Annotated in this window: 10 protein-coding genes; 8 read left to right on the plus strand and 2 right to left on the minus strand. The window is 59.8% G+C overall.

What is annotated here, in order from left to right; genetic code table 11:
• Positions 1-14 precede the first annotated feature (14 nt).
• The 3 genes from rplQ to bfr all read left to right on the plus strand — a co-directional run bounded on the left by rplQ (position 15) and on the right by bfr (position 2708).
• On the plus strand, positions 15-401 hold the full coding sequence (gene rplQ / locus AC1DWG_RS14585; RefSeq protein ID WP_046041617.1) for a 50S ribosomal protein L17: 387 nt from the start codon (positions 15-17) through the stop codon (positions 399-401).
• Between the two features lie 238 nt (positions 402-639).
• On the plus strand, positions 640-2094 hold the full coding sequence (locus tag AC1DWG_RS14590; protein WP_477787935.1) for a catalase: 1455 nt from the start codon (positions 640-642) through the stop codon (positions 2092-2094).
• A 149-nt stretch (positions 2095-2243) separates the two neighbouring features.
• The gene (bfr, locus tag AC1DWG_RS14595; RefSeq protein WP_008053867.1) at positions 2244-2708 is read left to right on the plus strand and encodes a bacterioferritin; all 465 of its coding nucleotides are present in this window, start codon (positions 2244-2246) and stop codon (positions 2706-2708) included.
• A gap of 179 nt (positions 2709-2887) precedes the next feature.
• On the opposite strand, the gene uvrA is transcribed toward bfr, so the two are convergent.
• Positions 2888-5722, minus strand: a complete 2835-nt coding sequence (uvrA, locus tag AC1DWG_RS14600; protein ID WP_477760298.1) for an excinuclease ABC subunit UvrA — start codon at positions 5720-5722, stop codon at positions 2888-2890.
• A 191-nt stretch (positions 5723-5913) separates the two neighbouring features.
• Between uvrA and AC1DWG_RS14605 the strand changes: the two genes are divergently transcribed.
• Together AC1DWG_RS14605 and AC1DWG_RS14610 are read left to right on the plus strand one after the other, a co-directional pair.
• Positions 5914-7311 (plus strand): MFS transporter, encoded by a 1398-nt coding sequence (locus tag AC1DWG_RS14605; RefSeq protein WP_477760297.1) that lies wholly within the window; start codon positions 5914-5916, stop codon positions 7309-7311.
• Positions 7312-7320: 9 nt separating this feature from the next.
• Positions 7321-7839, plus strand: a complete 519-nt coding sequence (locus tag AC1DWG_RS14610; protein WP_347909392.1) for a single-stranded DNA-binding protein — start codon at positions 7321-7323, stop codon at positions 7837-7839.
• A gap of 91 nt (positions 7840-7930) precedes the next feature.
• On the opposite strand, the gene AC1DWG_RS14615 is transcribed toward AC1DWG_RS14610, so the two are convergent.
• Positions 7931-8479: a cysteine hydrolase family protein gene (locus AC1DWG_RS14615; RefSeq protein ID WP_477756196.1), complete on the minus strand. Its 549-nt coding sequence runs from the start codon at positions 8477-8479 to the stop codon at positions 7931-7933.
• A gap of 102 nt (positions 8480-8581) precedes the next feature.
• Between AC1DWG_RS14615 and AC1DWG_RS14620 the strand changes: the two genes are divergently transcribed.
• The 3 genes from AC1DWG_RS14620 to AC1DWG_RS14630 all read left to right on the plus strand — a co-directional run bounded on the left by AC1DWG_RS14620 (position 8582) and on the right by AC1DWG_RS14630 (position 11733).
• Positions 8582-9574: a GlxA family transcriptional regulator gene (locus tag AC1DWG_RS14620; protein ID WP_477756195.1), complete on the plus strand. Its 993-nt coding sequence runs from the start codon at positions 8582-8584 to the stop codon at positions 9572-9574.
• 301 nt (positions 9575-9875) lie between these two features.
• Entirely contained in the window at positions 9876-10985 is a 1110-nt protein-coding gene (locus AC1DWG_RS14625) for a DUF3182 family protein (protein WP_477787936.1), read from the plus strand.
• Positions 10975-11733: an alpha/beta hydrolase family protein gene (locus AC1DWG_RS14630; protein ID WP_477763703.1), complete on the plus strand. Its 759-nt coding sequence runs from the start codon at positions 10975-10977 to the stop codon at positions 11731-11733. The genes AC1DWG_RS14625 and AC1DWG_RS14630 overlap by 11 nt, the downstream gene beginning before the upstream one ends.
• Positions 11734-11820: the final 87 nt, after the last annotated feature.

Below are 11820 nucleotides of genomic sequence, written 5' to 3' on the forward strand. Positions count from 1 at the left end.
GTAAGGAATGAACCATGCGTCATCGTAAAAGTGGTCGTCACCTGAGCCGCACCAGCTCGCACCGCAAGGCCATGTTCCAAAACATGGCGGTGTCGCTGTTCGAGCACGAGCTGATCAAAACTACTCTGCCAAAAGCTAAAGAACTGCGCCGCGTTGCCGAGCCGCTGATCACTTTGGCCAAGATAGATAGCGTTGCTAACCGCCGTCTGGCTTTCGACCGTACTCGTTCGAAAGCTATCGTTGGTAAGCTCTTCAACGACCTGGGCAAGCGTTACGCTACCCGTGAGGGTGGCTACCTGCGCATCCTCAAGTGCGGTTTCCGCGCTGGCGACAACGCGCCTATGGCGTACGTCGAGTTGGTTGATCGTGCTACTGCTGGCGAAGCTGTATCTGCCGAGTAAGACGTCAGTCTGAAACAAAGAACCGGGCCTAGTGCCCGGTTTTTTGTGCCTGTAAGAAACGCGCCTTTTGTACAAGCGTTTCCTTCGTCTGTGTCGTCATCATGTGACGGGGATGATCATTAGTATTTTTCTATCGATGTCTGCAAGTTAATGAATTTGTAGGTGTCATATTGATGATCAATACTCCTTCTCAGCCGATTAGCCGGCAGTTCAAGACCGACAGAGGAAGGAAGATCGCATGAGCCAAAACACAACGCTTACCACCGCCAGTGGCGCTCCTGTTGCCGATAACCAGAATTCCCGTTCCGCCGGCCCTCGTGGCCCGCTGCTGCTCGACGACTTTCACCTGATCGAGAAGCTTGCCCACTTCAACCGTGAAAACATCCCTGAGCGCCGTGTACACGCCAAAGGCTCGGGTGCCTACGGTACGTTCACCGTGACGCGCGATATCACTCAATACACCAGTGCGAAGCTGTTTGAGGCAGTCGGCAAGCAAACCCCGACTTTCCTGCGGTTTTCCACCGTGGGTGGCGAGCGTGGTTCGGCCGATACCGAGCGTGATCCGCGCGGCTTTGCCTTGAAGTTTTACACCGAGGAAGGCAACTGGGACATCGTTGGCAACAACACCCCTGTGTTCTTCATTCGCGATCCACTGAAGTTTCCGGACTTTATCCACACCCAGAAGCGTTTGCCGCAAAGCAACCTGAAGAGTGTCCAGATGATGTGGGACTTCTGGTCGCATTCGCCCGAGGCGCTGCACCAGGTCACCATCCTGTTCTCCGACCGGGGTATTCCTGACGGATACCGCCACATGCACGGCTTTGGCAGCCACACTTATAGCCTCATCAACGCTCAAGGTGAGCGTCATTGGGTGAAGTGGCACTACAAGACCAAACAGGGGATCAAGAACCTTGCTCCTGCCGAGGCTGCGCGCCTTGCGGGTACTGATCCGGATTACGCCCAGCGCGACCTGTTCAATGCCATCGAGCAGGGTGATTTCCCGAAATGGCGCGTGTGCATTCAGATCATGAGCGAGGCTCAGGCGGCGGCGCACTACGAGAACCCGTTTGATGTCACCAAAACCTGGTCGCAGAAAGAGTTTCCACTGATTGAAGTTGGAGAACTTGAGCTCAATCGCAATCCGCAGAACTACTTCGCGGAAGTTGAGCAAGCCGCGTTCGGTCCCAGCAATATGGTCCCTGGTGTTGGTCTGTCGCCGGATCGTATGCTGCAAGGTCGGGTCTTCGCCTACGCGGACGCTCATCGCTACCGTGTCGGCACCAATCACCAGCAATTGCCAGTCAACGCTCCGCGGAGTCCGGTCAATACTTACCAGCGCGATGGCTCGATGGCTTTTGGCAGCAATGGTGGTGCGACACCGAACTACGAGCCGAACAGCTATGTCGAGTCGCCGAAGCAGGCGCCTCGTTACGCAGAGCCGGCATTGGCCCTCGGTGGTGCTGCCGATCGTTACGACCACCGTGAAGATACTGATTACTACAGTCACGCCGGCGCGTTGTTTCGCTTGATGTCTGAAGAGCAGAAATCACTGCTGGTCAGCAACATCGCCGGTGCGATGGCGGGGGTGTCGAGTGATGTGGTTGACCGTCAGTTGCAGCATTTCTACAAGGCTGACCCGGCGTATGGAGAAGCAATCGCAAAGCTGCTCAACGTACAGCTTAACGAAGTCTAAATGAGAAGCAGAACCGCCCTTGTTTGGGCGGTTTTTTGCGTTATTTCAGCCGCTTTTCTCAGAATATCTTCGCTTTTATTGCGTCTTGCGAGTGACGATAAGGGCATGTTGGTTCAAACTACAACTTTCAAGCAGGGAGATGTAGGGCGATGCAAGGCCACCCAGATGTGATCGATTACCTCAACACGTTGCTGACCGGCGAACTGGCCGCGCGTGATCAATATTTCGTCCACTCGCGGATGTATGAGGACTGGGGTTTCACCAAGCTCTACGAACGAATCAACCACGAGATGGAAGAGGAAGCAGGGCACGCTGATGCCCTGATGCGCCGGATTCTGATGCTCGAAGGCACGCCGCGCATGCGTCCGGACGATCTCGATGTCGGCACCACGGTGACCGAGATGCTCGAAGCGGATTTGCGCCTGGAATACAAGGTCCGTGCTGCGCTGTGCAAGGGCATCAAGCTCTGCGAGCAGCACAAGGACTATGTCAGCCGCGAAATGCTGCGGGTTCAATTGCATGACACCGAAGAAGATCACACCTACTGGCTCGAGAAGCAGTTGGGTCTGATCAAGTTGATCGGGCTTGAGAACTACCTGCAATCCCACACCTGATTGCATAGGGGAAGCCCCAGCGTCTTTTGTAGGAGCGAGCTTGCTCGCGAAAAATCTGAAGGCGCTGCGTTATCGTTTACGACCTTCGTCGGAACGCCGCCCGGAGCAAGCTCGCTCCTACAGATACAAAAAAGCCCCTGTCACTGATGAAGTGACAGGGGCTTTTTCATGGGTCCCGGTTAAGCCCTGTCACGCTCCAACAGCGGCTTGAGGTAGTAACCGGTATGGGATTGCTTCATCTCTGACACTTCCTCGGGCGTGCCGACGGCAATGATCTGCCCGCCCTTGGAACCACCCTCCGGACCCAGGTCCACCAGCCAGTCAGCGGTCTTGATCACGTCCAGGTTGTGTTCGATCACCACCACGGTGTTGCCGTGGTCGCGCAGGCGATGCAGCACGTCCAGCAGTTGCTGGATATCCGCGAAGTGCAGCCCGGTGGTCGGTTCATCGAGGATGTACAGGGTCTTGCCGGTATCACGCTTGGACAGCTCGCGGGACAGCTTCACCCGTTGGGCTTCACCGCCGGACAGCGTGGTCGCCGATTGCCCCAGCTTGATGTACGACAGACCGACGTCCATCAACGTTTGCAGCTTGCGCGCCAGGGCCGGTACGGCATCGAAGAACTCCCGTGCTTCCTCGATGGTCATCTCGAGGGTTTCGTGGATGCTCTTGCCCTTGTACTTGATCTCCAGGGTCTCGCGGTTGTAGCGCTTGCTCTTGCACACGTCGCACGGCACATAGATGTCCGGCAGGAAGTGCATCTCGACCTTGATCAGTCCGTCGCCTTGACATGCCTCGCAGCGGCCGCCCTTGACGTTGAAGGAGAAGCGCCCCGGCCCATAGCCCCGGGAGCGGGACTCCGGTACGCCGGCGAACAACTCGCGGATCGGTGTAAACAGCCCGGTGTAGGTCGCCGGGTTGGAGCGCGGTGTGCGACCGATAGGGCTCTGGTCGATGTCGACGACCTTGTCCAGGTGCTCCAGGCCCTTGATGCTGTCGTGGACGGCCGCTTCGAGGGTAGTGGCGCCATTCAGCGCCGTGGCGCTCAGCGGGAACAGGGTGTTGTTGATCAGCGTCGACTTGCCGGAGCCGGACACGCCGGTGACACAGGTCAGCAGGCCGATCGGAATCTCCAGGTCGACATTGCGCAGGTTGTTGCCGCGCGCGCCCTTGAGCGCCAGCGTCAGCTTCTTGTTGCGCGGTGTGCGTTTGGCCGGGACTTCGATCTTCACCCGGCCCGACAGGTATTTGCCCGTCAGTGAGTCCGGATGCGCCATGACCTCGGCCGGTGTGCCTTCGGCGACGATGTGCCCGCCGTGGACGCCAGCGCCCGGGCCGATGTCCACCACGTAGTCGGCCAGACGAATCGCGTCTTCGTCGTGCTCGACCACGATCACCGTGTTACCGATATCGCGCAGGTGCTTGAGGGTGCCCAGCAACCGGTCGTTGTCGCGCTGATGGAGGCCGATGGAGGGTTCGTCAAGGATGTACAGAACGCCCACCAGGCCGGCGCCAATCTGGCTGGCCAGACGAATACGCTGGGCCTCGCCACCGGACAAGGTGTCCGCGCTGCGATCCAGCGACAGATAGTCGAGGCCGACGTTGACCAGGAACTGCAGGCGTTCGCGGATTTCCTTGAGGATCTTGTCGGCAATTTCGCCACGCCGGCCGGTGAGCTTGAGCCCGCCAAAATAATCGGACGCATCGCCGATCGGCAGGTTGGTTACCGCCGGCAGGGTTTTCTCGCCGACCCACACGTGCCGCGCCTCACGCCGCAGGCGGGTGCCGCGGCAGTCCGGGCAGGACTGGGTGCTGAGGAACTTGGCCAGCTCTTCACGCACCGACGCGGATTCGGTTTCGCGGTAGCGTCGCTCCAGGTTCGGCACGATGCCTTCGAACGGATGCGAGCGTTTGACGATATCGCCACGGTCGTTCAGGTATTTGAAGTCGACGTTTTGCGAACCGCTGCCGTGCAGGATGAATTTCTGCTGATCGGCCGGCAGTTCGTTGAACGGTACTTCCAGGCTGAACTTGTAGTGCGAGGCCAGCGAGCCGAGCATCTGGAAGTAATAGACGTTGCGTCGATCCCAACCGCGAATCGCCCCTTCGGCCAGGGTCAGTTCGCCGTTGACCAGGCGCTTGATGTCGAAGAACTGCTTCACCCCCAAGCCATCGCAGGTCGGACATGCGCCGGCCGGGTTGTTGAAGGAGAACAGTTTTGGCTCAAGCTCGCTGATGGCGTGGCCACAAATCGGGCAGGCGAAGCGTGCGGAGAAGATCATCTCTTCACCCGGCTCGTCGTCCATCGGTGCCACCAGGGCGATGCCGTCCGCCAGTTTCAGCGCGGTCTCGAAGGATTCGGCCAGGCGTTGTTGCAGGTCGGCGCGAACCTTGAAGCGGTCGACCACGACATCGATGGTATGTTTTTTCTGCTTGTCGAGCTTGGGGGCTTCGTCCAGCTCATAGAGCTTGCCGTTGATTCGGGCGCGGACGAAGCCCTGTGCGCGCAGCTCTTCGAAAACCGACAGGTGCTCGCCTTTGCGCTCGCGGATGACCGGCGCCAGCAGCATCAGCTTGCTGCCCTCCGGTTCGGCGAGGACCAGATCGACCATCTGGCTGACGGTCTGCGCTTCCAGCGGGATGTCGTGATCCGGGCAACGGGGAATACCCACGCGAGCATATAGCAGGCGCAGGTAGTCGTAGATTTCGGTGATGGTGCCGACCGTCGAACGCGGGTTGTGCGAGGTGGACTTCTGCTCGATGGAGATCGCCGGCGACAGGCCTTCGATGGTGTCGACGTCGGGTTTTTCCATCATCGACAGGAACTGCCGGGCGTAGGCCGACAGCGATTCGACGTAGCGGCGCTGACCCTCGGCGTACAGGGTGTCGAAAGCCAGGGATGACTTGCCGGAGCCGGACAGGCCGGTGATGACGATCAGCTTGTCCCGTGGCAGGGTCAGGTCGATGTTCTTCAGGTTGTGGGTTCGAGCCCCACGAATCAGGATCTTGTCCAAGGTGGCCTCGCTTGGCGGGCGTCGAAAACGTAGGAGTATACGGCCAAATACTGGATGGATGCACACTATCAAACGAGAGGGTTACCGTCTTACATGAAGAGTGTGTCAGCAATGCGCGTCAAAGCGTCGCGATATACCCTGCCAATCGATGGGACTGGTAGAATCGCCGCCGGTTCACATGAGGTTTTTCCATGCACGATCCCCACAGCGAGCGCATGAGTGGCAGCGAGACCCGCGCAGCAAGCGGTCTGGCCCTGGTGTTCGCCTTCCGTATGCTTGGCATGTTCATGGTGTTGCCGGTACTGGCGACCTATGGGATGGATCTGGCCGGAGCCACGCCGGCCCTGATCGGTCTGGCGATTGGCGCTTATGGCCTGACCCAGGCAGTGTTCCAGATTCCTTTCGGTTTCATTTCCGACCGCATCGGTCGCCGCCCGGTGATTTACCTGGGCCTGATTGTGTTTGCCCTCGGCAGTCTGCTGGCAGCCAATGCCGACTCGATCTGGGGCGTGATTGCCGGCCGGATCCTGCAGGGCGCCGGGGCGATTTCCGCGGCGGTCATGGCCTTGCTGTCCGACCTGACCCGCGAGCAGCACCGGACCAAGGCCATGGCCATGATCGGCATGACCATCGGCCTGTCGTTTGCGGTGGCCATGGTGGTCGGCCCGCTGCTGACCCGCGCCTTCGGACTGTCCGGATTGTTCCTTGCCACCGGCGGTATGGCACTGTTCGGCATCGTGATCGTGATGTTCATGGTGCCGCGCTCCACCGGCCCGTTGCAGCATCGCGAGTCCGGTGTCGCGCGCCAGGCGCTGATACCGACCCTCAAGCATCCGGACCTGCTGCGCCTGGACCTGGGCATTTTTGTGTTGCACGCGATGTTGATGTCCAGCTTCGTCGCCTTGCCACTGGCGCTGGTCGAGAAGGCCGGGCTGCCCAAAGAGCAGCACTGGTGGGTGTACCTGACCGCGCTGCTGATTTCTTTCTTCGCCATGATCCCGTTCATTATCTACGGCGAGAAGAAACGCAAAATGAAACGAGTTTTACTCGGCTCCGTCGTGACGCTGATGCTCACTGAGCTATTCTTCTGGCAGTTCGGCGACAGCTTGCGGGCTCTGGTGATCGGTACGGTGGTGTTCTTCACCGCGTTCAATCTGCTGGAAGCTTCGTTGCCATCGCTGATCAGCAAGGTTTCACCGGCCGGCGGCAAGGGCACTGCGATGGGGGTTTATTCCACCAGCCAGTTCCTCGGGTCGGCATTGGGCGGCATTCTTGGCGGCTGGCTGTTCCAGCATGGCGGTCTGTCGGTTGTGTTCCTCGGATGCGCCGGTCTGGCTGCCCTCTGGCTGGCCTTTGCTGTTACCATGCGCGAACCTCCCTACGTCACGAGCCTGCGCTTGCCGTTGTCGCCCGAGGCGATCCGCGAAGCGGGTCTGGTCGAGCGCCTGAAGGCGGTCGTAGGGGTAACAGATGCAGTCATCGTCGCAGAAGAGGCGGCGATTTACATCAAACTGGACACCGAACTATTGGATCGCACCACCCTTGAGTGCCTGGTGAACAACCCGGCCGGGGCAGCGTGCGTAGCCTAGGAGAACGTTATGGCCCGTGGGGTTAACAAAGTCATATTGGTCGGCACTTGCGGCCAGGATCCCGAAGTTCGCTACTTGCCTAACGGTAACGCCGTGACCAACCTGAGTCTGGCGACCAGCGAACAGTGGACCGACAAGCAAACCGGTCAGAAAGTCGAAAAGACCGAATGGCACCGTGTGTCGATGTTCGGCAAAGTTGCGGAAATCGCAGGCGAATACCTGCGTAAAGGTTCGCAGGTGTACATCGAAGGCAAGCTGCAGACCCGCGAGTGGGAAAAAGACGGTATCAAGCGTTACACCACCGAAATCGTGGTCGACATGCAAGGCACCATGCAACTGCTGGGCGGCCGTCCACAGGGCGACCAGCAAGGCCAGGGCGGCGGTAACAACTACCAGCAACCCGCTCCGCGCCAGCAGGCTCCGCGTCCACAGCAGTCGGCGCCGCAACAGTCGCGCCCGGCTCCACAGCAGGCTGCTCCTCAGCCGGCCCCGGATTTCGACAGCTTTGATGACGATATCCCGTTCTAAAACAGTTACAAGCGGCAAGCTGACAAAACAAAACCCGCACTTCGGTCTGAAGTGCGGGTTTTTTTATGGGCGGTGAAATTTATTTGAAGACTCAGGCCGCGAGGAACTCGTTGGTCGACACCACACTGGCATACGCAAACGCCAGGGCCGCCATGAACGCCGCATGAACCTGCGCCGCCGGAACCGCCACGCCATTGAATTCCAGGTCGCGGGTGGCGCAGGCGTCGTGGATCACTGTCACCTTATAGCCAAAGTCCGCCGCCGCACGGGTGATGGCGTCCACACACATGTGGCTCATGCTGCCCACGACCACCAGCTCCTTGATGTCTTGCTCATCGAGGATCGATTTCAGCCCGGTTTCGCGGAACGAATTGACGAAGTGCTTGAGCACCAGCGGTTCGTCGGCACGGTTGAGCACTTTCGGGTGCAGCTTGGCGCCTTCGGAGTTCGGGGTGAAAAACGGTGCCTCTTCGGAGGTGAATTCGTGGCGGATGTGCACCACAGAATCACCGGCGTCGCGGAAGGTCTTGATCAGGCGTGCGGCGTTGTCGGCGGCGGCGTCGGCGCCGACCAGTGGCCACTTTCCTTGGGGGAAGTAGTCGTTCTGGATATCGACTACGATGAGCGCTTGCTTGGCCATGACTGTTTCCTCGAAGTGTGTGTTGGGTGTGGAATGAAGTATTGGCGCTGGCAGGCGGTCCGGGGATTGGCCGCACCGACAATAAGAGGGGGAAAACTGACAATGGATGCAGAAAGGGCAATCGCCGAGCTCGGTGTGTTGATCTATCCCGGCGCGCAGATGGCGGCGGTGCATGGCTTGACCGACCTGTTCGGGGTGGCCAACCGGATCGCCACCGAGCATCAGTCTGCGCAGTTGCCGCTGCTGCGGGTCAGCCATTGGCAGGTCGAGGGTGATCAGCCGCCAGTTCGGGTCTTCGACAGCCATCCCGGCCCGGAGCGCACCCTGGTGGCCGTGTTGATTCCGCCATCGATCGGCGGTTTTTCCGAAGGCCAGGCGCCACAGGGATTGATCCGCTGGTTGCGTGAGCAACATGCCAGCGGCGCGACACTGGGCGGTGTTTGCGTGGGCTCTATCCTGTTGGCTGAAAGCGGTCTGCTCGACGGTCGTAGCGCCACCACCCACTGGACCTCGGCCAAAGCCTTCGCCGAACGTTACCCGGCGATCAGGCTCAAGGCCGACACACCGATTGTCGATGACGGCGATCTGATTACCACCGCTGGGCTGATGGCCTGGTCCGAACTGGGTTTGCGGCTGGTCAACCGGTTGCTGGGACCGAGCATTGCCACCAATACCGCACGTTTTCTGGTGGTGGAGCACTGCGACAGCGCCAGCGAGTGCGGCAGTAATTTTGCGCCGATTCTCAGCCATGGCGATGCGGCGATCCTCAAGGTGCAACACTGGCTGCAAAGTACCGGGGCAACCGATGTGTCGCTGGCGGCGATGGCCGAAAAGGCAGGCCTGGAAGAGCGCACCTTCCTGCGACGCTTCCGCGCGGCCACCGGGCTCAAACCCACCGAATACTGCCAGCATCTGCGAGTCGGCAAGGCCCGGGAAATGCTTGAGTTCACCAACGGCACCATCGACCACATCGCCTGGACCGTCGGTTATCAGGACCCCGGGGCGTTTCGTGCGACGTTCAAGAAAATCACCGGGCTGGTGCCGAGTGATTATCGGTCGAGGTTTGGTGTGACGCCGGGTGCTGCTGTGCGGTAGTCGCTGTACTGCCAATAACCTGTAGGAGCGGGCTTGCCCGCGAACGCGGTGTGTCAGGCTACATCAATGTTGATGGTGTTGGCCTGATCGTCGGAACGCCGCCCGGAGCAGGCTCGCTCCCACAGAGAGTCGTGCAAAATGCCGGAATATCAAAGGGCGTCGTGCAGAATAAAACAGGCCCCATGCCATCACTTTTTGCGCAACGGGCTGATTTAAAACCCCCTTTTCCCGCACCGGGCCTTGGCCTGATCTCTGCACCCCTTCAGCTACATTCATCAAGCGTCGATTGAAAGGGGGATGCATGACCCCAACAAACCGCAGGAAACTGGTGGTCGCCCATTCGGTGCTCGCCGACGCGCCAGTGCACGAAGTTGAAACCAACCGTGCACTGGCCCGCTGGCTGGCGCAGATACTGGGGCTCAAGTACGGCGGCAGCTACGACCCGCAGTTGCATGAAGGACGGGACCTCTACCTGTTGCCGACCCAGACCCTGGTGGGCGCTGCGGCTGCCCGGCAACTAGGGGTCAAGGGGCCGGAGGATTTTTGGGGCGGTTATGTCGACCACGACTTCATGTGCACCAAAGCCATCAGTCATGGATTGCTCAACCACCACGCCCATGCACCGCAAGGCTGGACACCATTGTTTTCCGAGCGGGTGCGCAGTGTCGTGCTCGACGGTCTCAGCGTGTTCTCGCTGGAGGATGCACGGCCAGCGGCGAAGCATCTGCTCTATACCGGCCCGATCCGCCTCAAGCCGATTCACGCCTGCGCCGGGCGGGGTCAGGAAGTGATCGACAGCCTCGACCGGTTCGACGAAATCCTCGCCCGGCCCGAAGCCAAAACGCTGTTCACGGAAGGCGTGGTGTTGGAGCAGGACCTGGATCAAGTGATCACCCACAGCGTCGGTCAGAGTTTCATCGGCGACAAGGTGCTGAGTTACTGCGGTGAACAATACTTGACCAAGGACGCAAGGGGCGAAGAGGTGTATGGCGGCTCGAACCTGTTGGTGGTGCAGGGCAGCTACGTCGATTTACTGAAGCTGGACCTGGCCGATGATGTGCGGGTGGCTATCAAGCAAGCGCAGGTGTTCGACAGCGCTGCGGATGAAGCCTATCCGCGTTTCTACGCGTCACGGCGCAACTACGACATCGCTCAGGGCATCGATAGCGACGGCAAACAGCGCAGTGGTGTGCTCGAACAGTCCTGGCGCATGGGCGGTGCCAGCAGTGCCGAGGTGGCGGCCTTGCAGCGTTTCGTCAACGATCCGGGGATGTGTGCGATTCGTGTGTCTTCGGTGGAAACCTACAGCGATCAGCCGCTGCCGGCGGACGCCATCGAGGTGTACCGCGGGCGGGCGCAGACCAGTGACTTTCTCCTCAAGTACGTGACGGTCAAATCCTATGACGGCTAGAAGCGAATCCATTCAGATCGACATCGACGACGAACAGATGAGTGGGACCTTCCTGAGCCCCAAATCGAAGGTCCCCGGCGTGCTCTTCGTGCACGGTTGGGGCGGCAGTCAGGAGCGGGACCTGGAGCGCGCCAAAGGCATCGCCGGGTTGGGCTGTGTCTGCCTGACCTTCGACCTGCGCGGGCACACCAGCGGCACCGGCATTCCATTGTCCCGGGTGACCCGCGAAGACAACCTGCGCGACCTGCTGGCAGCCTATGACCGATTGCTCGCGCACCCGGCTCTCGATACGTCGGCGATTGCGGTGGTCGGCACCAGTTACGGGGGGTATCTGGCCTCGATTCTGACCTCGCTCAGGCCAGTGCGCTGGCTGGCGCTACGGGTGCCGGCGTTGTATCGCGACGAGCAATGGCACACGCCGAAACGCGATCTGGACAAACTGGATCTGCGTGATTACCGAGGCACCCTGGTGCGTGCCGACAGCAACCGTGCCTTGCATGCTTGCTCGCAATTCACCGGGGACGTGCTTCTGGTGCAGTCCGAGACCGACGAATACGTGCCCCACGCGACGATCATGAGCTATCGGGCAGCCTGTCAGCAGACGCACTCGCTGACTCACCGCATCATCGACGGTGCCGACCATGCGCTGAACGACCCGGTTTCGCAGCAGGCCTACACCTCGATCCTCGTCGGCTGGATTACCGAGATGGTGGTGGGGGAGCGGTTGAGCATTATTCAATCATCTTGAAATTTGCGGTGATCTTGCTACCAATCGCGAGCAGGCTCGCTCCCACAGTAGTTCAGTGGTGAATACAGTTTTTGTGGAACTCCTGAG

The sequence above is a fragment of the Pseudomonas sp. P4_B3 genome (assembly GCF_056402295.1).

Excerpts from the sequence above, each read along its gene's own strand:
- rplQ (WP_046041617.1), top strand. The coding sequence starts at position 15 with ATGCGTCATCGTAAAAGTGGTCGTCACCTGAGCCGCACCAGCTCGCAC.
- AC1DWG_RS14590 (WP_477787935.1), top strand. The coding sequence starts at position 640 with ATGAGCCAAAACACAACGCTTACCACCGCCAGTGGCGCTCCTGTTGCC.
- bfr (WP_008053867.1), top strand. The coding sequence starts at position 2,244 with ATGCAAGGCCACCCAGATGTGATCGATTACCTCAACACGTTGCTGACC.
- AC1DWG_RS14605 (WP_477760297.1), top strand. The coding sequence starts at position 5,914 with ATGCACGATCCCCACAGCGAGCGCATGAGTGGCAGCGAGACCCGCGCA.
- AC1DWG_RS14610 (WP_347909392.1), top strand. The coding sequence starts at position 7,321 with ATGGCCCGTGGGGTTAACAAAGTCATATTGGTCGGCACTTGCGGCCAG.
- AC1DWG_RS14615 (WP_477756196.1), bottom strand. The coding sequence starts at position 8,479 with ATGGCCAAGCAAGCGCTCATCGTAGTCGATATCCAGAACGACTACTTC.
- AC1DWG_RS14620 (WP_477756195.1), top strand. The coding sequence starts at position 8,582 with ATGGATGCAGAAAGGGCAATCGCCGAGCTCGGTGTGTTGATCTATCCC.
- AC1DWG_RS14625 (WP_477787936.1), top strand. The coding sequence starts at position 9,876 with ATGACCCCAACAAACCGCAGGAAACTGGTGGTCGCCCATTCGGTGCTC.
- AC1DWG_RS14630 (WP_477763703.1), top strand. The coding sequence starts at position 10,975 with ATGACGGCTAGAAGCGAATCCATTCAGATCGACATCGACGACGAACAG.